This is a genomic window from Pseudomonas sp. c313 (assembly GCF_055407145.1).
In genome coordinates this window covers 226516-245558 of record NZ_JBUZRD010000004.1, presented here as the reverse complement: position 1 = coordinate 245558, position 19043 = coordinate 226516, and the positions used below count along the sequence as shown (strand labels likewise).

19 protein-coding genes and 1 pseudogene are annotated in these 19043 nt (G+C 59.9%); 7 read left to right on the top strand and 13 right to left on the bottom strand.

Annotated elements, in window-relative coordinates; translation table 11 throughout:
* Positions 1–44 precede the first annotated feature (44 nt).
* The 3 genes from ACZRKZ_RS14710 to ACZRKZ_RS14700 all read right to left on the bottom strand — a co-directional run bounded on the left by ACZRKZ_RS14710 (position 45) and on the right by ACZRKZ_RS14700 (position 3246).
* Entirely contained in the window at positions 45–677 is a 633-nt protein-coding gene (locus ACZRKZ_RS14710) for a LysE family transporter (RefSeq protein WP_463967665.1), read from the bottom strand.
* A 92-nt stretch (positions 678–769) separates the two neighbouring features.
* A complete protein-coding gene (locus tag ACZRKZ_RS14705) occupies positions 770–1336 on the bottom strand; it encodes a mechanosensitive ion channel domain-containing protein (protein ID WP_463967664.1) in 567 nt (188 codons plus the stop codon).
* On the bottom strand, positions 1336–3246 hold the full coding sequence (locus tag ACZRKZ_RS14700; RefSeq protein WP_463967663.1) for an ATP-binding cassette domain-containing protein: 1911 nt from the start codon (positions 3244–3246) through the stop codon (positions 1336–1338). Before ACZRKZ_RS14700 ends, ACZRKZ_RS14705 begins: the two co-directional genes overlap by 1 nt.
* Before the next feature lie 49 nt (positions 3247–3295).
* On the opposite strand from ACZRKZ_RS14700, the gene ACZRKZ_RS14695 reads away from it, so the two are divergent.
* The gene (locus ACZRKZ_RS14695; protein ID WP_463981921.1) at positions 3296–3760 is read left to right on the top strand and encodes a TIGR02444 family protein; all 465 of its coding nucleotides are present in this window, start codon (positions 3296–3298) and stop codon (positions 3758–3760) included.
* Here the strand turns inward: ACZRKZ_RS14695 and ACZRKZ_RS14690 are convergent.
* Positions 3757–4695: an AlgP family protein gene (locus ACZRKZ_RS14690; RefSeq protein WP_463981920.1), complete on the bottom strand. Its 939-nt coding sequence runs from the start codon at positions 4693–4695 to the stop codon at positions 3757–3759. The two genes, ACZRKZ_RS14695 and ACZRKZ_RS14690, sit on opposite strands and share 4 nt — an antisense overlap.
* Positions 4696–4887: 192 nt before the next feature.
* On the opposite strand from ACZRKZ_RS14690, the gene ACZRKZ_RS14685 reads away from it, so the two are divergent.
* The gene (locus ACZRKZ_RS14685; RefSeq protein ID WP_463981919.1) at positions 4888–5553 is read left to right on the top strand and encodes an FKBP-type peptidyl-prolyl cis-trans isomerase; all 666 of its coding nucleotides are present in this window, start codon (positions 4888–4890) and stop codon (positions 5551–5553) included.
* Positions 5554–5608: 55 nt separating this feature from the next.
* Here the strand turns inward: ACZRKZ_RS14685 and rsd are convergent, their stop codons facing one another.
* The 5 genes from rsd to ACZRKZ_RS14660 all read right to left on the bottom strand — a co-directional run bounded on the left by rsd (position 5609) and on the right by ACZRKZ_RS14660 (position 10163).
* Positions 5609–6067, bottom strand: coding sequence for a sigma D regulator (gene rsd, locus ACZRKZ_RS14680; protein WP_133100813.1), 459 nt, complete (start codon positions 6065–6067; stop codon positions 5609–5611).
* A gap of 208 nt (positions 6068–6275) precedes the next feature.
* Positions 6276–6797, bottom strand: a complete 522-nt coding sequence (locus tag ACZRKZ_RS14675) for a disulfide bond formation protein B (RefSeq protein WP_463981918.1) — start codon at positions 6795–6797, stop codon at positions 6276–6278.
* A 236-nt stretch (positions 6798–7033) separates the two neighbouring features.
* Positions 7034–8275, bottom strand: a complete 1242-nt coding sequence (locus ACZRKZ_RS14670) for a heme biosynthesis HemY N-terminal domain-containing protein (protein ID WP_463967658.1) — start codon at positions 8273–8275, stop codon at positions 7034–7036.
* A 5-nt stretch (positions 8276–8280) separates the two neighbouring features.
* Positions 8281–9393 carry a uroporphyrinogen-III C-methyltransferase gene (locus ACZRKZ_RS14665; RefSeq protein ID WP_463981917.1) on the bottom strand — a complete coding sequence of 371 codons (1113 nt, stop codon included), beginning with the start codon at positions 9391–9393 and terminating at the stop codon, positions 8281–8283.
* A gap of 17 nt (positions 9394–9410) precedes the next feature.
* Positions 9411–10163, bottom strand: coding sequence for a uroporphyrinogen-III synthase (locus tag ACZRKZ_RS14660; protein WP_463982088.1), 753 nt, complete (start codon positions 10161–10163; stop codon positions 9411–9413).
* Here ACZRKZ_RS14660 and ACZRKZ_RS14655 point away from each other — a divergent pair.
* Positions 10099–10230 (top strand): annotated as a pseudogene (locus ACZRKZ_RS14655) (hypothetical protein); the annotation flags it as partial. The gene ACZRKZ_RS14660 and the pseudogene ACZRKZ_RS14655 overlap by 65 nt on opposite strands.
* Here ACZRKZ_RS14655 and hemC read toward each other — a convergent pair.
* Positions 10175–11116, bottom strand: coding sequence for a hydroxymethylbilane synthase (gene hemC / locus ACZRKZ_RS14650; RefSeq protein ID WP_463981916.1), 942 nt, complete (start codon positions 11114–11116; stop codon positions 10175–10177). The pseudogene ACZRKZ_RS14655 and the gene hemC overlap by 56 nt on opposite strands.
* Before the next feature lie 138 nt (positions 11117–11254).
* Entirely contained in the window at positions 11255–12001 is a 747-nt protein-coding gene (locus ACZRKZ_RS14645) for a LytR/AlgR family response regulator transcription factor (protein WP_149412340.1), read from the bottom strand.
* A gap of 609 nt (positions 12002–12610) precedes the next feature.
* Between ACZRKZ_RS14645 and argH the strand changes: the two genes are divergently transcribed.
* Entirely contained in the window at positions 12611–14005 is a 1395-nt protein-coding gene (gene argH, locus ACZRKZ_RS14640; protein ID WP_149412341.1) for an argininosuccinate lyase, read from the top strand.
* A gap of 95 nt (positions 14006–14100) precedes the next feature.
* Here the strand turns inward: argH and ACZRKZ_RS14635 are convergent, their stop codons facing one another.
* Positions 14101–14760, bottom strand: coding sequence for a glutathione S-transferase family protein (locus ACZRKZ_RS14635; RefSeq protein ID WP_463981915.1), 660 nt, complete (start codon positions 14758–14760; stop codon positions 14101–14103).
* A gap of 125 nt (positions 14761–14885) precedes the next feature.
* Here ACZRKZ_RS14635 and ACZRKZ_RS14630 point away from each other — a divergent pair, with 125 nt between their 5' ends.
* The 3 genes from ACZRKZ_RS14630 (at position 14886) to ACZRKZ_RS14620 (ending at position 18576) form a co-directional block, all read left to right on the top strand.
* Complete coding sequence (locus tag ACZRKZ_RS14630; RefSeq protein WP_003208814.1) at positions 14886–15170, top strand: hypothetical protein; 285 nt, start codon at positions 14886–14888, stop codon at positions 15168–15170.
* Between the two features lie 149 nt (positions 15171–15319).
* Positions 15320–15568: a TIGR02647 family protein gene (locus ACZRKZ_RS14625; protein WP_133100804.1), complete on the top strand. Its 249-nt coding sequence runs from the start codon at positions 15320–15322 to the stop codon at positions 15566–15568.
* Positions 15569–15735: 167 nt separating this feature from the next.
* Positions 15736–18576: a class I adenylate cyclase gene (locus ACZRKZ_RS14620; protein ID WP_463981914.1), complete on the top strand. Its 2841-nt coding sequence runs from the start codon at positions 15736–15738 to the stop codon at positions 18574–18576.
* On the opposite strand, the gene rnk is transcribed toward ACZRKZ_RS14620, so the two are convergent.
* Positions 18573–18983, bottom strand: coding sequence for a nucleoside diphosphate kinase regulator (rnk, locus tag ACZRKZ_RS14615; RefSeq protein ID WP_178114369.1), 411 nt, complete (start codon positions 18981–18983; stop codon positions 18573–18575). The genes ACZRKZ_RS14620 and rnk overlap by 4 nt on opposite strands.
* Between the last annotated feature and the right edge of the window lie 60 nt (positions 18984–19043).

Below are 19043 nucleotides of genomic sequence, written 5' to 3'. Positions count from 1 at the left end.
ATCGCAGGCAAGCCAGCTCCCACATTTTTATTCGGCTTCTTCCGTCAGGCCGTTGTGCGATGCAGGCTGGCGAGGAAACCCGCCGCGCCCACAAACAACCCGGCAAACGTACGGTTCATACGTTTCTGTTGTTTGGGCGTGCGCAACAACCGCAACACTTTCGACGCCAGCCCCGTGTAGCCCGCCATTACAATCATATCCACGCAGATCATCGTCGCGCCCAAGATCAGGTACTGAATCAGCAGCGGAGCCTGCGGGTTCACGAACTGCGGCAGCACCGCCAGCATGAACACCAGAGCCTTAGGGTTGCTGGCATTTACCAGGAAGCCACGAAACATCATCGCCAACGGCTTGCCGATGGGGCGAACCGCTGCGTCATCGGTCAGGTCGGCCGGCAGTGCGCGCCATTGCTTGATGGCCAGGTATACGAGGTAGGCCACGCCAAACCATTTGATTGCGTAGAAGGCAGTGGACGATGTGGCGAGAATCGCGCCCAGGCCGCCGGCAACCACGGCAATCTGCATTGCCAGGCCCAGTTGCAGGCCCAGGGCGTTCCAGTAGCCGCGCAGGAAACCGTATTGCAGGCCACTGGACATCGAGGCGATGGCGCCCGCGCCAGGAGAGAGACTGATGATCCAACTGGCCAGGAAAAAGGCCAGCCATGTGTCGAGCGCCATTACACACCTCGGGGAGAGTTTGCTGAATATTTCTTAAACTAACCCCGGCACCCGAACAATGGCTACAGATTTTTCTGTAGGAGCGCTCGCGCCTACAAAGGTGTTACATCAGTGCCGCGCCAACGGCGCACCGAGCGCTGGAAGAACAGGCTGTTGGGCACTTGCACCATGACGCTGCCGGTCCCCGCCTCCTCCACTTCAATCAGCGTGGTGTAGAGCAGGTTGATCGCCACCACTCGGCCTTTGACGCCCGGCTTGTCGACGGTGTCCACCAACTCGACCACATCTCCGAGGCGAAACGGCCCAACGGTGAAGATCAAAATGGCGCAGAGCAGGTTGGACAGCACCGACCATATGGCGAAGAACGCTACCGCTGCCACGGCGACAAAACCCGACAGCGCAGTCCACAGCACCGTGGCAGAAACGCCGAGGCGCTCCAGTACAAAGATCAGCGCACTGCCCATGATCAGCCAGCGCAGGCCGCCGCGCAGGGGCATCAACAGTTGCGGCGGGAACGGATAATGCTCGCCCAGACGGGTCAGGCACCTGGCGACAAAACGCTGGGTAAGGTAGCCGGCCAGCAGGATCAGCAGGATTTGCACGCCGACCCATATAGGCTCAACCCATTGCGGCGGCAGCGGTAGGTGCAACGCTTCCATCAGGACAGCGCCTCCAGCTCTGCTTGCAGGCTTTCCAGCAGTTCGAGGGATTCCATCCAGGTTTCTTCCAATTGCGCTTCACGCACCTTGAGCTTGGCCTGCTCGGCCAGCAGGTCGCGCAACTCGTCCTTGCGCGCAGGTTCGTACACGGCGCTGTCACCCAGACTGGTTTCGATCTTCGCCAGCTTCTCGTGGACCTTGCCCAACTCGGCTTCCAGCTTGTCGGCTTCGCGCTTGTGGGGTGCCAGTTGCTGACGCAGCGCGGCGGCGGCCTGGCGCTGGGCCTTCTTATCGGTTTTGTCGGGATTGATCGGAGTGTTGCTGGCCGGCGCGTGGCGTAGACGATAGTCCGTCAGCCAGCGGGCGTAGTCTTCCAGGTCTCCGTCGAACTCTTCAACCTTGCCATCAGCCACCAGCAGGAAATTATCGGTGGTGCTCTTGAGCAAGTGCCGATCGTGAGACACCACCAGCACGGCGCCGGTGAACTCCTGCAGAGCCATGGTCAGCGCCAGGCGCATTTCCAGGTCCAGGTGGTTAGTCGGCTCATCGAGCAGCAACAGGTTCGGCCGACCCCAGGCGATCAACGCCAGGGCCAGACGAGCTTTTTCGCCGCCGGAAAAATTCAGCACCGGCTCGTCGATGCGCGCGCCACGGAAGTCAAACCCGCCGAGGAAGTCGCGCAGGACCTGCTCCCGTTCGGTAGGCGCCAGGCGCTGCAAGTGCAACAACGGGCTGGCCTTGGAGTCGAGAGAGTCCAACTGATGCTGGGCGAAGTAGCCCACCACCAGGTTCTCGCCACGCACCAGGCGACCGGCCAGGGGTTGCAGATCGCCGGAAAGGTTTTTGATCAGCGTGGACTTGCCCGCACCGTTGGGGCCGAGCAAACCGATCCGCGCGCCCGGCGCGAGTTGCAGCTTGACCTTCTCCAGGATGGTTTTATCACCGTAGCCCAGGCGAGCATCGGACAGGTCGAGCAGGGGGCTGGAGATTTTCAGCGACTCGCGGAACACAAAGTCGAACGGTGAATCGACGTGGGCCGCCGACAGTTCTTCCATGCGTTCCAGGGCCTTGATCCGGCTCTGGGCCTGACGGGCCTTGGTAGCCTGGGCCTTGAACCGGGCGATGTAGCTTTCCATGTGCGCCCGTTGCACCTGTTGCTTCTCGTAGGCTTGTTGCTGTTGGGCCAGGCGTTCGGCACGGGCACGCTCGAACGCGCTGTAACCACCGCGATAGAGGGTGATTTTTTTCTGTTCGATGTGGGCAATGTTGTCGACCACGGCGTCGAGGAAGTCCCGGTCGTGGGAAATCAGCAACAGGGTGCCCGTGTAAGCTTTCAGAAAGTCTTCCAGCCACAGGATCGCATCAAGATCCAAGTGGTTGGTCGGTTCATCGAGCAGCAGCAAGTCCGAGGGGCACATCAGCGCTTGGGCCAGGTTAAGGCGCATGCGCCAGCCACCGGAGAAGTCCGCGACCGGGCGATCCATTTGTTCGTTGGTGAATCCGAGGCCAGCCAGCATCTTGCGGGCGCGGGCGTCGGCGGTGTAACCATCGGCGCTGTCCAACTCGGCATGCAGGCGGGCCTGTGCGGCGCCGTCCTGGGACTTCTCGGCCTCAGCCAGGTCGTGTTGAACCTGGCGCAGGCGCAGGTCGCCATCGAGCACGTAGTCGATCGCGATGCGGTCCAGGGTGTCGATCTCCTGGCGCATATGGGCGATTCGCCAGTCGGCCGGCAGCAGACAATCCCCGGAATCGGGAGTCATCTCGCCCAGCAACAAGGCAAACAACGTGGATTTGCCGGCGCCGTTGGCACCGATCAGGCCGGCTTTGTGACCGGCGTGCAGGATCAGCTCGGCGTCTTCAAGAAGACGTTGCGGGCCACGCTGTAATGTTAGGCTTTGAAGTCGGATCATAATGGCGGCGGAGTCTACCAGCTTCGTTGACCGCTGGCTTGGGGGGAATATGTGCGCTGACCTGTGGAGCTTTGCCCTATTGACCTACGCCCGCCCGGGTATCGAGGACGCTTGCCTGCGCCTGCAGGGTCAAGGGGCCGATGTATGCCTGTTACTGTGTGGGTTGTGGCTGGATCAGCGTGGCGTGGCGTTCGAACAGCGGCGCTTGCAGGCGCTGCGACAGATCGCAGATCCCTGGCAGGCCGAGGTGGTCGAACCCCTACGACACGTGCGCAAGCAATGGCGCGCCATGGCGCAGCAGGATGCCGAGTTGGGAGTGTTACGGGAGCGGGTCAAGGCCCTGGAGCTGGATGCCGAACGGCAATTGCTGTCGCGCCTGGAAACCCTGGCGCAGATATGGCCATTGGGCGAGGCGACCGATCAAGGTACCTGGCTTGAAGGACTGGCGACCGAAGCCGCCAACCTTGACCGCGACGCGCTGCATCAGCTGCGCGTCGCGATCACCGGCACTTAGGAAGCGCTGGTTGGGGTGGTGCTTGCCGGTGCAGGGGTGCTGCTGGCCGGCGCGACGCTGGCAGCCGGTGCGGCCGGGGTAGCTGGCTTGGCAGCGATAGCGGCTGGTTTTGCTACAGCAGGTTTAGCGGCGGCTGGCTTGACGGCCGGCTTTGCAGCAGCAGGTTTAGCAGCTGGCTTGGCGGCCGGTTTTGCAGCAGCGGTTTTAGCAGCCGGCTTGGCGGCTGGTTTCGCAGCAGCGGTTTTAGCAACTGGCTTGACGGCCGGTTTTGCAGCAGCAGTTTTAGCAGCTGGTTTTGCAGCAGCGGCTTTAGCAGCTGGCTTGGCGGCTGGTTTCGCAGCAGCGGCTTTAGCAACTGTCTTGGCGGCTGGTTTCGCAGCAGCGGTTTTAGCAGCTGGCTTGGCGGCTGGTTTCGCAGCAGCTTTAGCTGGTGCTTTAACCGCAGGCTTGGCTACAGCTTTTACAGGCGCCTTGGCAGCAACTGCTTTGCTCGCAGGCTTTTTCGATGCGCTCGCCGCAGCCGGTTTGGCCGGTGCGCGGGAGCCCAAGACCTTACCAACGGCTTCTTTCACACGACCAATACCCTGAGCCAATTTCAGGCTCTCTTGAGCATCGCGCTTGAGTTGCAGAATGTAGGTGCGGGTTTCGGACTGACGACCTTTGAGGGCGTCGAGCAAGTCCTCAAGTTCTTTGACTGCGCCCTTGGCTTTGGCTTGTGCCTTGGCTTTGCCGGCGGTTGCGGCGTCTTGCAGTTTGGTGCGGGATTTGTGCAGTTTTTCCTGAGCCTTGCCGCGTTGTTTTTCCAACTTGGCGAGCAACTTCTCAGCATCAGCCAAGGCTTGGGAACACGCACTTTCCAAATGTTCGAGCAGGCTGCTCGATAGCTGTTGGAGCAAGTGCAATGGGGTATTTACAGGCTTCTGTTTGGCCGACATGGTTTACCTCCTGGCTGACGTGGGTGCGGCTCATACTAGCTCTCTGCTCTTGCCGCCGCTAGGGCATGTTGACAGTATCGAATGCCTTGCGTTGCACAGCGTCAAAATTCTTATCGATATAACAAAAAGCCGCTCCACTTTTTGGGCACTCACACTGGCATAATCCAACGCACTTTCGGCTGGAGAACGCCCATGTCGCGTTACCTTTTTTTAGTGTTGAGTTTGTCGATTTACGCAGCCCAGGCAAATGACCAAGCCCCGTCTAACGACAGCCATGATCTCGCCTACAGCCTAGGCGCCAGCCTGGGTGAACGCTTGCGCCAGGAAGTCCCCAACCTGCAAATCCAGGCCTTGATCGACGGACTCAAGCAGGCCTATCAAGGCAAGCCTCTGGCTCTGGATGACGCGCGCATCGAACAGATCCTGGCTCAGCATGAAGCCCAGAGCACAGCAGAGGCGCAAGTTCCGCAAAGCGAAAAAGCACTCGACGCCGAACAGCGTTTTTTAGCCACGGAAAAAACCAAAACCGGTGTGCGCGAATTGGCAGACGGAATCTTGCTAACCGAACTGACCCCCGGCGCCGGAAAAAAACCGGGGCCCAACGATCGGGTTCAAGTGAAGTATGTGGGGCGGCTGCCCGATGGGACGATCTTCGATCAGAGCGCACAGCCCCAATGGTTTCGCCTGGACAGTGTGATCACTGGCTGGCGCAACGCGTTGCAACAGATGCCGGTCGGGGCGAAATGGCGCCTGGTGATCCCATCAGCACAAGCCTATGGCACTGACGGTGCAGGCGAGTTGATCGCGCCCTACACGCCGCTGGTATTCGAAATTGAGCTGCTCGGCACAAGTGCCTGAACTCAACGAAAAACGGTGCGCAATGCGCACCGTTTTTTGATCCTGCAGCGACCTATCAAGCCTGTGCTACCGGCTCTTCCTTGTGGGCGTTGTGCAGCACCTCGATCAGGCAATCTTCCAGCTCAAAGCGCTCATGGAGCAGACCGCCCAACTCTTTGAATTTCGCCGCAACGCACTCGCCCTTGTCGCAAAGGTCGTTGAAGGCCAGGAGCTTTTCGGTGATGACGTCGATGCGTGGGTAAATCGTCTCAGCCAAGTCAAGACCTCGCTGATCGTCGAAAGCTTCTGCTTCCTTGGTCAACTGCTCATAAACACCGAAGTGGCCAGCAGACACGTAATCCACCAAGACACCACAAAACTCCTGCAAAAGCTTGCGATTCTCAGCTAGCGCTTCGGGCTTGGCACCGAGAGCATCATAGGCCCGAACCAGTTCGTGACGCGCCTTCAACCAACCATCGATCAGTTTGTGCACACCACCCCAACGTTCCTGAGCATTCTGACAACTTTCCAGCATGATGATCTCTCTTCCCTTATGGGCGGTGCCGTCCTTTGCCCGCGCAACACTTCAAGATTAAAGCGGCAACCGGACAAAGCCGCATCGAACAAACTGTTTCAATAACGCGTGCGGGCCAGATTATGCCCGCAAGACTATGGCTTCAAGGTACGCAGGAGAGAAAGTTCATACAAGTGTTTAATCCCGCCTACAGACCTATGGTGCTCAATCAGTGCTGCGCCATCCTTAGACGCAGACTGAATACCAACCGGAAAAACTGCGTACTGCCCAGAATCAGCATCGCGACGAAGAACAACAGGCTCCACTCCGCAATGCTCAAGTCGAACAGCGTCCAGTTGATTTCCACGCAATCGACGGTGCCCTTGAATGTCAGCTTCAGCGCCTGCCAGAGCGACAGGCTTTCAATCATGTATTGCAGGCTGGGCCAGCAGTTGGGCAATTGCTCTGGAGGGGTGTTTTGCAACAGCACCTGACGCACCGCCGTGATGGCACCCAGCAATGCACACCCCATGCTCGCCAACCAATACAGATAGATGCCGGAGCGCTTGGGGCCATGAATCGCAGCCACAAGGTTGATCAGCGTGAAAGCTGCCAGCGAAATTCGTTGGACCATGCACAAGAAACAAGGGCGCAAAAGAGCACCGTATTCCAGGTAAAAGGACGCGCCCAAGGTCAGCGCACTAGCCAAAAACGCCAGGAAGAACAAGGAGCGTGAGGGGGCCAAAGACATTGTTTATCCGCAACGCAAGAGATAGGTAGTTACGGTAGAGGAAAGGCCTTACCCCTTTCAATACGCGCTGGAGCAGACGATTCCGCGAGAACGTAGGGATATCCCATCAACATCAGGGTGATTAAACGTAAGCCTGCGTAGGTATTTACCTGGAAGCCGTTTTATTCACGCCTATCAGGCGGTATTGAGGGTTGGTCACCAGACAGTTCTGAGCCAACCCTGCGCTACTTCCTACTTCAAACCCGCGCGGGCACCGGTATCGGTGACGCCAGCAGGCGATTGTCCAACAGGCCCAGGCCTTCCTGAAATAATTGGTTGCTGCGCTCGGTGTCGCCCAGCTGCGCTAACAACCGTGCCAATTCGGCGCAGGCCTCGGGATTGCGCTGAACCTGCAAACTGCTTTCCAGATAGTCCCGAGCCTTGCCCCACAGGCTGTTTTGCAAGCACAGGCGACCCAGGGTCAGTAACAAGCTGGCATCTCCTGGATGGTCCTTGAGCCAGCCTTCGGCAAACTTCAATTGCCGCGCCGGATCACCGCCGCGCAACAAACCATAAAGCCTGATCAGATGGCTGTCATAGGCGCGCTTGAGCGTCCCACGCAGCACCTCTTCGGCCTTTGCGTCAGCGCCCAGCTGGCGCAGTTGCTCGGCATAGGCCAGCACCAGTTGCGGTTCCTGGCGCTGCGCCGAGGTCAACTGCTGCCAGGCACGTTCGAGGGATTGCAGACTGGCCTCGCCTTGTTCTTCACGCTGGGCTGCCAGGGTCAGGTTCTCGCCCCATGCCCGACGCTCCAGGTCTGCCAGTTCAGCCGACGGCAACACCTTGTCCTTGCGCAACTGCGGCAACAACCGAATCACCGACGACCATTCACCACGCTGCTGGTAAAGCCGCTGCAACTGACGCAACACCTGAGCATTGTGGGGATGGCGTTCATGCATGGCCTGCAGAGTCACCAGGGCAGCTTCGGTGTCGCCACGGTCCACCTGCAATTGCGCGTGACTCAAGGCCACTGCCAGCTCGGCCTGGGGCTGACGCTCAAGCGCACGCTCCAGCAAGCCATCCGACTCTTCGTAGCGGCCCTGCTCATTGGCCGCCCGCGCGGCGCCGAGGTAGTAAAGCAGAGGTTGGCGCTCGGCCTCGGCGGCACGCTGCAAATGACGTTCGGCGCTGGCCCAGCGCCCTTCTGCCAAGTCCATCTGCCCCTGCTCGATGGCGATCTGAACCCGACGACTGCGGTTACGCCGCGACCACGGGTTGACCACCCCACCGGAGGTGGTCATCAGGCTCAGGAGCACCCTGATCAAATAGATCGCCAAACCGATGACGAACACCGCCACTAACGTCGACCACAGCCCGGACTCGTAATGCAGCACGTGGGGATAAGTAATCAGCACATAACCGGTGTGTTTCGAAATGCCCACAGCCAGCGCCAGGGCAACTGCAATCGCAAGCACCAGGATCACGTAGAAACGCTTCATCGGCTTTACTCCTGGGTCGCCGGCGTGCCAGCGGAAGCCTTGGCTTCATCGGCAGACAGATGACGACGTTCAAGGTAAGCCTGCACCGCAGACAGGCTCGCGGCCAAGTCCGGCGTCACTACCGAAACAGCTTTGGGCTCAAGCTCGGCAAGGCGTGCCAGCATTGCCTGGCTTTGCGGGTTGTTCTGATTGAAGTTGTCCTGCAAGACGCTTCGGGCCTCGCCCAACGAACGGGTGTAGACCGCCGGCTCGCCATTCAAGGCAGCCCATTGCGCCTGCTCCAGCGCCAGGCTAAGGGCCAGGCGAACCTGGTTCAGGCCTTGGCCGGCGAGCAGTGGACGAATGTTGTCATCAGGGTTGAAGTCGATACGGAAATAGCGGGATATCTGCTCCCACCATTGGCTCCAACGGTTTTCATCATCGGTGGTTGGGCGTCCTTGGGGGGCGTCCTGAAGCTGATATTCCGGAGAAGTGGCGGCCAGTTGCACTACTTGGTCACGCAGGGCCGCCAGTTGCAGATAGAGCCCGGTGCGATCCGGCTGCTCGACGCTGCGCAGGGCCGCCAGGCTCTTGGCCAACTGCTCACGGGCAGCATAGGAGCCCGGATCGCTCTGTTCTCGAAGGATTTCATCAGCGCCCTGGACCAGCGCCTGGGCACTGTTGATATCTTGCAAGGCGGACAGCCGCAGGCTGGCCAGGCGCAACAGATGCTCGGCCTCGGCCAGGCGCCAGTCCTTGCGGCTCGCGCCCAGCACGGTTTCCAGGCGCTGGCTCAAGCGCTGTTGATCACCCTGCAATTGCGCTACCAGACGGCGACGATCTTCCAGCTCATCAGCTCCCGGCAACTGCGCCAAGCGTGCGGCCAACTGCTGCTGGCTCTGCTTAAGGCCTTGGGATTGTTCATCCAGGGTTTGCACCTGACCCAGCTGTTGCTGGCTGCTCGCTTGCAGGGCCCGGACCTGCCAGATCCCCCAGCCACCGGCCGCAACGCCTGCGGCACCGAGCAACAAGGCCAGGATCGCCAGGCCGTTACCATGGCGGGGCGCAGTGACTGGGGTCTCAACAGGCGCATCAAGCGCGGGCTGAGCTTCATCTTTAGGCAAGGCTGTTTCGCTCACGTATCCATCCTTTGCGTTTAGAGAGTGGGAACGGGTTGGCTCCGTAGCGCCACTAGCAAAGCCGCGGCACTCGCACCGCGACAATCCACAACTTTTTCTGCACCAGCGGCACGGGCCATTTCGGCGACGCGCGGGCTGGGCACGAACAACGGCATCTGTGCCACGCGCGGCCAGTCGGCGCCCGCCAGAGCTTGCAGATGTAAAAAACCCTGCCCACTGCTGACCACCAGGCCGTTCAAGCGTTCCGCGCCGATGCGTTGCGTCAGCACGCCAGTGTCGTAAGCCGCAAGGAAACGGCGATACAACTCCAGATAATCGACACTAGCACCTTGGTCACGTAAACGCTCAGCCAGTAGCTCGCGCCCACCCTCGCCCCGCAGGATCAACACGCGCGGATCGGGCCCTGCAATAGCCTCGCGCAACCTGGGCAATTCAAGCAAGGCCTCGCTGTCATCGCCGCTCTCGGGGTAGCTGACGTCCAGGCCATGGCCGGCCAATACTTGCGCCGTCGCAGCACCGACGCTGAACCAGGGTTGAGCCGGTGTCCGTGGCCCGTATTGGGCCAGTAATCCCAGTGCGAACCGTGCAGCCGGCTTGCTGACAACGATCACCGCACAATAGCGGTCAAGGTTGCGAAAAACTGTCTGTTGTTCGGCCGTGGTGGGTAGGCCTTCGATTTCCAGCAAGGGCAAGCTGCTGCTGAAGATCCCCTGCTCGGACAGTGTTGCAGCGAGGGCGACAGACTCATCTGCCGGCCGGGTCAGCAGCACACGCCAAGCTGTCACTGCGGACCGGCCTCGCCATAGACTGCTTGCAGAATGGCGCCGGCACCTTTTTCCAGCAGTTCCTCGGCCACTTTTACCCCCAGGCTGGCAGCCTCACTTTGCGGCCCACGAATCTGGGCAGTCAGCAGCAAGCCGCCACTCGGATCACCCACCAGGCCTCGCAACCAGAGGTTTTCACCTTCCAGAACGGCGTAGCAGGCAATCGGCACTTGGCAGCCGCCGTTAAGGTGCTTGTTCAGGGCACGCTCTGCAGTCACCCGGATCTCGGTATCGCGGTGATCCAGGGGCTTGAGCAGCGCGTGAATTTCGCTGTCAGCCGTGCGGCATTCAATGCCCACGGCGCCCTGCCCGCCGGCTGGCAAGCTGTCTTCAACGCTGATGGCCGAGGTGATGCGGTCTTCGAAGCCCAAGCGAATCAGGCCGGCGGCGGCCAGGATGATTGCGTCATATTCACCAGCATCCAGCTTGGCCAGACGGGTGTTGACGTTGCCACGCAGGAAGCGGATTTGCAGGTCTGGACGGCGGGTCAGCAACTGGGCCTGGCGGCGCAGGCTAGAGGTGCCGACGATGCTGCCCAATGGCAATTCATCAAGGGAGGCGTAGGTATTGGAAACAAAAGCGTCGCGAGGATCTTCGCGCTCGCAGATGCAGAACAGGCCCAGGCCTTCGGGGAAGTCCATCGGCACGTCTTTCATCGAGTGCACGGCGATGTCGGCCTCGTTCTCCAGCAGAGCAGTTTCCAGCTCCTTGACGAACAGCCCCTTGCCACCGATTTTCGACAGCGGCGAGTCAAGCAGCTTGTCGCCGCGACTGACCATGGGCACCAGGGATACCTTCAGGTCGGGATGGGCCTGCTCAAGGCGTGCTTTGACGTATTCGGCCTGCCACAAGGCCAGGGCGCTTTTACGGGTGGCGATGCGGATTTCGCGAGAGGACATGGATCAATCCGTACTGAATAGATACGGCAGATAATAACAGCTCAGGCAGATTCGCCTTGATTTGAATCAGCAGGAGCGGGGCCTCCCTGGCCTCAACGCACCGGGATAGAGGATGTGAAGGTCGCCGCAACCCTCGGGTTAAAGCTGCTGCATCATCTTGCGCACACCCGCGACGTGGCGCCGGCTGACGATCAAGGCGTCGCCGTTAAGCCCCTTCAGAAATAACTGAAAGTGTCCCAGCGGCGTGCGTTGCAGGCGCTCGATGCGTTCGCGGGCTACCAGCGCATTGCGGTGGATACGCACGAAGCGCTCACCAAACTCGTCTTCCAGGGCCTTGAGCGGCTCATCGAGCAGCACTTCCCCGGCCTCGTGACGCAAGGTCACGTACTTATGATCGGCGATGAAGTAGACCACCTGGTCAAGGGGGATCAGTTCTATGCCCTTGCGGGTCCGTGCACTGATATGGCTGCGTGGCCCGTTGCCGCTTTGCGCTGCGGGCTGGGTCAGGGCGGCGAGCTGGACGCGATTGGGGCGCTCTGCCTTTTTCAAGGCTTTGAGCAGGTCTTCGGCGCGCACCGGCTTGGCCAGAAAACTCACCTCGCTGGTTTGTAGGGCCTCAAGGGGAAACTCATCCTCGGCCGCACAAAACACCACATTGGGCGCTGACTCGCGCTCGCTCAATCGGGCCGCAACCTGCAGGCCATCAAGGCCCGGCATGCGGATATCAAGCAAGACGACATCCGGTTTCAGGCTGTCGATCAAGACCAATGCTTCGTCGCCGTTGGAGGCGCTCGGCTCAAGGACACTGTATCCCTCGATCTCACTGACCATACGGCTCAGTCGCTCGCGGGCTTGGGGTTCGTCATCAACGATCAGGACATTCATATTGCGCTGGATTCCTGCGTGAGTCTCGCACAAGGATAGCGTAGACAGGTGCGGTGACTTCCGTCACGGCGATCCACGCTAAGACTAGCGGGAGCGGCAAAAAGTGCCCCAAGAGCGGCACCAATATTTACCCGGTCCTGTTCAATCGCGCCCAAAGCCTGCTGCCTTCGGGCATCGTCGTAGGGTTTGCTGATACACAATACGAACACCCCCCTCTCATTATGGATAGCTTGAACTTCGACCCCGCCGACCGTCATTGGTGCAAGATGGATCAAATCAACGCATAGGCGACGCCCCGGGCCCTGAGCGCCACGGATACGAATACTTGCTTCTTCACAGTCCAACTGTAGACGTTCGCAGAGACGATATTGCTCAATCGTCAAATATCGTCTCAATAAACACCCTTTGTTTACCTCAAGGTGCGGGCGGCTTTAAACCCTTGATTCAATCCTGCCTCCAGTCTCTTCCCGGACGAGGCCGGGGGCAAGGCACTTAGCCATCCTCCTCGCAAATAAAAATGCCGCCGCGCTGTATCAACGCCTCTAGAGCAACCCTGTTATTATCGGCGGAACACTTCATGCCCTCTTTCAGCAGATCACGAGCGAATCCATGAGCACCGACAAGACCAACCAGTCCTGGGGCGGCCGCTTCAGTGAACCCGTCGACGCCTTCGTCGCGCGCTTCACCGCCTCCGTCACGTTCGACCAGCGCCTCTACCGCCACGACATCATGGGTTCCATCGCCCACGCCACCATGCTGGCCAAGGTCGGCGTGCTGACCGACGCCGAGCGCGACAGCATCATCGATGGCCTGAACATCATCCGTGGTGAAATCGAAGCCGGCACCTTTGACTGGCGCGTCGATCTAGAAGACGTGCACATGAATATCGAGGCCCGCCTCACCGACCGCATCGGTGTGACCGGCAAGAAACTGCACACCGGTCGCAGCCGTAACGACCAGGTGGCCACCGATATTCGCCTGTGGCTGCGGGACGAGATCGACCTGATTCTCGCTGAAATCACCCGCCTGCAAAAAGGCCTGCTGGAGCAGGCCGAGCGTGAGTCCGACACCATCATGCCCGGCTTCACCCACTTGCAGACCGCGCAGCCTGTGACATTCGGTCACCACTTGCTGGCCTGGTTCGAAATGCTCAGCCGCGATTACGAGCGCCTGGTGGACTGCCGCAAGCGCGCCAACCGCATGCCCCTGGGCAGTGCCGCGCTGGCCGGCACCACCTACCCGATCGACCGCGAATACACTGCACAACTGCTGGGTTTCGATGCCGTCGGCGGCAACTCCCTGGACGGCGTGTCAGACCGTGACTTCGCCATCGAATTCTGCGCCGCGGCCAGCATCGCGATGATGCACCTGTCGCGTTTCTCCGAAGAACTGGTGCTGTGGACCAGCGCGCAATTTCAGTTCATCGACCTGCCGGATCGCTTCTGCACCGGCAGTTCGATCATGCCGCAAAAGAAAAACCCTGACGTTCCGGAACTGGTGCGTGGCAAGAGCGGCCGTGTATTCGGCGCGCTGATGGGCCTGCTGACCCTGATGAAAGGCCAGCCGTTGGCCTACAACAAGGACAACCAGGAAGACAAGGAACCGCTGTTCGACGCCGCCGACACCTTGCGCGACTCTCTGCGGGCCTTTGCCGACATGATCCCGGCGATCAAGCCCAAGCACGCCATCATGCGTGAAGCGGCGCTGCGCGGTTTCTCCACCGCCACTGACCTGGCGGACTATCTGGTACGCCGTGGCCTGCCGTTTCGCGACTGCCACGAGATCGTTGGCCATGCCGTGAAATACGGCGTGGAAAACAGCAAGGACCTGGCGGAAATGAGCCTGGAAGAGCTGCGCCGGTTCAGTGACCAGATCGAGCAGGACGTGTTTGCGGTATTGACCCTGGAAGGTTCGGTGAATGCCCGTAACCATATCGGCGGTACTGCACCGGCGCAGGTGAAGGCAGCGGTGGTACGCGGTCAAGCATTGCTCGCCAGCCGCTAACCCGAAACTGTGGCAAGGCGCTAGTTGTGGCGAGAGGGCTTGTCCCCTCGCCACAACAGCCCACTCACCACAAAGTTACTCAACAGACTGATCCGCTACTTCTTGGCAGCAATCATCGCCATGAAAGCCGGCATCGCCGCTTCCCTGTCCGCCGCCACCCGCTGGGCATTGGGCAATGCGTGCAAACGCTCCAGCAACGCCTTGGCCGTGGGCAACTCAGCCAACAAGTCCAGGCCAAACAGCTTCTCGCCCACCGCGCAGGCGAGGTTCACGCTGTACATGAAGTACAAATCCGCAATGCTGAAACTATCGCCCGCCACATAGGGCGCGAACTTTGCGTGCCGCCCCAACGCGGCGATTCCCAGCAACAACTCTGCCTTGGATTTTTCCTTGATCGCCTCCGCTACCGGCATGCCAAAGAAGGCTTCGGCAAAGCAGGCACGAGCCGGCAGCTCGATGTACAACTCGATTTCCCTGCACAACGCCAGCACCTGGGCACGCTGGAACGGGTCGCTGGGCAGCAGCGAAGGCCCACCCTGGGTCTGTTCGATGTATTCGAGGATGACGCTGGTTTCGTTGATAAACCCTTGTTCGACACCCAGTACCGGCACCTTGCCCCTCGGGCTTACCTCAAGGGCTTGCACGGTTTGCCCGGCATAGAAAGGCACCTCGTCAAAGGGTAATCCTTTTTCCAGGAGCGCCAGTTTGACCATGTTGTAGTAGTTGCTGACCGAAAATCCGTAAAGCTTGAGCATCACAAAGCCTCCAGGCCATGCAGGGGGTTGGCTGCGTTGGTTATAGAACGTCATGTCTGATCTGACCAGCAGCATCACCTCCCTGAATGGGGGTAGACTGGCGCCCTTTCCTTCAGGAGCCTGCCATGAGCGAGCCAACCGATATCGACAACGACGAAGAAGAGTTCGCCGAGACCACCTTAATTGAAGCGATCGAAAACCAGATCGAAAGCGACAACCCGCCTGCCGCCAAAGCCACGTTCAACAAGCTGACCCTGGTGGGCTACGAGCGCGAAGATATCCTGCAAATGATGGCCCATGTACTCGCCATCGAAATCGACGCCTTGCTCGAAGAAGACCGCGCCTTCAATACCGAATGGTATGAAACTGCCTTGCGCGCGCTGCCAGAGTTGCCGCCAGAGAAGCAGTAAGCAGAACATTTTCCTGGCCAGCAAACTCTTGCTGGCCACAATCCTGTCCCATATCAAGACCTCACGACTTCTGACTGGACAGCTCGGCAAAGTACGTTCACCTTATGGACTGCTAACGCCTAAAAATTCCTAGAAAGTCTGGAGTCCTTATGTCGTATACCCCTGAGTTGGTTGCCGAACTGGAAATCCTTGCACTCTTCAACCTGGACAGCTCCCAGGAAGGTCTGAAAGTTCATCAAACTGCAGCACCTGCTGCTATCGCTGCTGCCCGGCGACTGTTTGAAAAAGACTTGATCGACCAGCCAGACGGCGGCTATCTGACTAGCCTCGGCCGGGACGCGGCTCAACATGCCCAAAGCCTTCTGACCATACTGACCACCGCCACAGAAGCAGCCTGACACCTCGTATCGCCCACGGAATCCCTCCTGACGGATTCCGCGGGCACTTCTGCGCCCGGGATAAAATTCTGACGCCAAAAACAAATTCCCCTTAAACCTCCTACGCTTCTGTCTGTAAACTCCTATACGGCTGCCCACGCCGGGCCCTGCGAGCCACCGAGTTCGACATGACCCGCACCCACGAAATCCGCCCCAACCTGGACGAAGGCATCGACCGCAAGGTGCTGGCCCAGTTGCGCACACGATTTCTGACCCTCAATGAAGGGCGCATGACCAGGGCCATGGAAGGTTTGACGCCGCGCCAGCAAAGCGTACTAACCCTGCTACCGCTGTTTTTTCACGTCAATCACCCGCTGTTGCCCGGCTATGTCTCGGGCAGCACTCCGGCCGGGCTGTCGAACTTCGAACCTGACGACCAGGCATTGGCCGAAGCCCAGCGCCTGACCCGCTCTTTTTCCTACAAGCCCCGTCACGGCAACCCTCCGCGCCCTATTCATGGTCTGTTTCTGATGGGCAGCCTCGGCACCCTGGCTCAGGCAGATCAAAGCGATATGGACGTTTGGGTCTGCCACGCCGCTGATTTAAGCGAGAGCGAGCTGACCGAACTGCGCAAGAAATGCCAGTTGCTGGAAGCCTGGGCCTTGACCATGGGCGCCGAAGCGCACTTCTTCCTGATCGAACCGAACCGCTTTGTCCAGGGTGAGCGCGACACCCAGCTCAGTTCCGACGATTGCGGGACGACCCAGCACTATCTGTTGCTGGACGAGTTCTACCGCACCGCCATCTGGCTGGCCGGACGTACGCCCATCTGGTGGCTGGTGCCGGTCTACGAAGAAACCCGCTATGCCCAATTCACTCACGCGCTGATCTCAAAACGCTTTATACGCGCCGATGAAACCCTCGACCTCGGCCACCTGGCGCACATCCCGCCCGGTGAGTTTATCGGTGCAGGCCTGTGGCAGCTGTTCAAGGGCATTGAGTCACCCTACAAATCGGTGCTCAAGCTGCTGTTGACCGAGGTCTACGCCAGCGAACACCCCAAGGTGCAATGCCTGAGCCTTCGCTTCAAACGTGCGGTGTTCGCCAACCAGGTCGATCTGGATGAGCTGGACCCGTACATCGTGGTCTATCGCCGCATCGAGGAATACCTCCAGGGCCGCAACGAACCGGAGCGCCTGGAACTGGTGCGGCGCAGCCTGTACCTGAAGGTCAATCGCAAACTCAGCAGTGGGCAGCGTACCTCTGGCTGGCAACGATTGCTGCTGGAGCGGCTGGCCAACGAATGGGGCTGGGATCAACGGCAACTGGCCTTGCTCGATAGCCGCAGCCAGTGGAAAGTCCGCCAGGTTGCGTCCGAACGCCGGGCCCTGGTCAACGAACTCAATTACAGCTATCGCTTCCTGACCCAGTTCGCCCGCACCGAACAGACCGTCAGCCTGATCAACAAGCGCGACCTCAATGTGCTCGGCCGGCGCCTGTATGCCGCCTTCGAGCGCAAGGCCGGCAAGGTCGAGTTCATCAACCCTGGTATTGCCCCCGACTTGGCCGAAGACACCCTGACGCTGGTGCAGTCGCCCAACCGCAAGGAGCCGGGCCTGCACCATTGGGGCCTGTACAACGGCAACCTGACAGCTCTGGAGTGGGAACACTTTGCGCCAATCAAGCGCAGCCGTGACCTGCTGGAAATGCTCACCTGGTGCCACCGCAACGGGGTGATCGACAGCAGCACCCGCCTGGCGCTACATCCAGGCACCAGCGACCTGACCGAGTTCGAGCTATTCAACCTGCTGGGCAGCCTGCAGCAGACCATAACCCTGCCTCTGGTCAGCGTTGATGAGGATCAGCTGCTGCGTACGGCGATACCCGATGAAGTGCTGTTGCTGGTCAATGTCGGCGTCGATCCGCTCAAGCATCACCGCGACCTGAATATCCTGATGACCACCGAGCGTACCGACTCCCTGAGCTACGCAGGAGTGCGGGAAAACCTGGTGCTGACCCTGGATCAGGTCACGCTCAACAGCTGGAGCGAGGTGATGGTCAGCCGCTACGACGGCCCCCACGCCCTACTCGATTGCCTGCGCGACTACCTCAACCAACTGCCGCGCAATCATCTGCCGCGGCTGCGGGTGCGCTGTTTCTGTCACAACCGCGCGCAATTCATTGCCCAGCGGGTGGAAGAGATTTTCAACACCGCGCAAAACCTGCTGCTCGGCCAGCTCAACCATCGCTACTTGATTCAGGTACAACAGCACTATCACGTGATGGAGTTGGCGCCAGGCCAGGCCAACCATGTGTCACTGGCTAGCCAGCAGGCGCTGGTCGACTACCTTAGCGAGGAGTTGGCCAGCTACAGCCCGCTGCACCTGGACGCCATGGCCTTGGAAGACCACGACCTGGCGCTGCTGCTGCCCATGGGCCTGCCGGACTGTGTCCAGGTGTTCTACCGGATCAACGACACCTTCGCCGAGCTGTACGTGCTCGACGAGTTCAACGCGCTCTGGCAGCAACGCCTGCCGTTTCACGACGAGCAAAGCCTGTTGGTGCCCTTGCAGCGGTTCCTGCAATCGGTCATCTATCGCCGTGACGCGCTGTCACCGCTGGACCTCCAGCAACCGCTGGGCGCGGTGCAGACGCTGTATTATCAGCTATCACCTTCGGGCAGCGGCCGCGCACGCAGGGCCGAGCCTCGTCCGGCGCCGCAAAATCCGACCAACAAGCCGTTCTACGACGTGCAGGCGATTATCGGCAAAGCCGCACCCGGCCAGGTCGGCATCACCTTGTACTGCAATCAACGGGAGTTTTCCGAGCTGGAATTTGGCGACCAACTGTTTGCAGTGGTCGCCCAGGAAATCGTCGGGCAACGCCGGGAGACCGAGCGTTACCGTTGCTACATCACCGATCTGGACCTGTCCGGCCTGCTCGGTGATGTTCAAAGCCCGAGCAATCTGTACCTGCGCTACAAGGCCGAGTTGGAACAGGCGCTCAACGAGGCACTGGGCCAGGTTTAGAGAGAAAAGGCGCCGCCGTCTTTGGGCTGAACTTCGACACTGAGCAATTCAAGCTTGAGGGTCTTGCCGCCCGGTGCAGGCCAATCGATGTGCTGGCCGACTTGCAAGCCCAGCAAGGCGCTGCCGACCGGAGCCAGGATCGAGATTTTGCCTTCGTCGGCATTCGCGTCCTTGGGGTACACCAGGGTCAGGTGATAGTCCTTGCCACTGCCTTGCTCACGGCAATGCACGCTGGAGTTCATGGTGACAACACCGGCAGGCACTTCATCGTGGCCAACCACTTCTTCGGCGCGGTCGAGCTCATGTTGCAGGGCCTCGACGCCCGGCGAGGCTTCGCCTACGCGGTCGATCAGTTGCTCAAGACGCTGCACGTCAAGACGGGTGAGGATGATGGAAGGTGCGGTCATGATTCAGGCAGACTCCTTTTTTCTGCACAAAAAAGCAAAACCCCGCCAGGAAAAGGCGGG